This is a genomic window from Streptomyces sp. DH37 (assembly GCF_029813835.1).
In the GTDB taxonomy this organism is placed as follows: domain Bacteria; phylum Actinomycetota; class Actinomycetes; order Streptomycetales; family Streptomycetaceae; genus Streptomyces.
Map to the genome: position 1 here is coordinate 1 of NZ_JARVKV010000219.1, position 415 is coordinate 415.

The 415-nt window shown below is 74.0% G+C and carries 1 protein-coding gene; it reads right to left on the minus strand.

Annotated elements, in window-relative coordinates; genetic code table 11:
• Nucleotides 1–415: phosphatase (locus QC029_RS30750; RefSeq protein ID WP_279559120.1), on the minus strand; the 415-nt coding region annotated here is incomplete at both ends.

Here is a 415-nt window from a genome sequence, read left to right on the forward strand (position 1 = left end):
CATAGCGAGCAAGCGGACGGTAGCGGTCCGACGGCACCGAGTCATCCAGCGGGACGGCCACGCACACCCGCCCCTCGGCCTGCGCGACGAACCCCGCGGGGTCGTCCGTGTCCGCCGGCCCCATCGCCTCGATGCCCAGCTGACCTGCTCCGCAGACCCATCCGTGGTCCCCGATCACCAGCCGCGGCAGCGCTCCCCCGGCCGCCGCCGCGGCGTCGAGCACGGTGCGCACGGGGAGGGGGGAATGGGAGTGTGCGCCCGGCGCACCGGGCGAAGGACGCGCTCCCGCTTCGTGGATCAGCGCGCCCCCCCGTACGTAGTGGAGGAGGTGGGGACGTACCCCGAACCGGGTCGTTATGTCGACACGTCTACCCTGCGCCGGGGTGAGGACGGGACATCCCGCCGCCGACAGCGC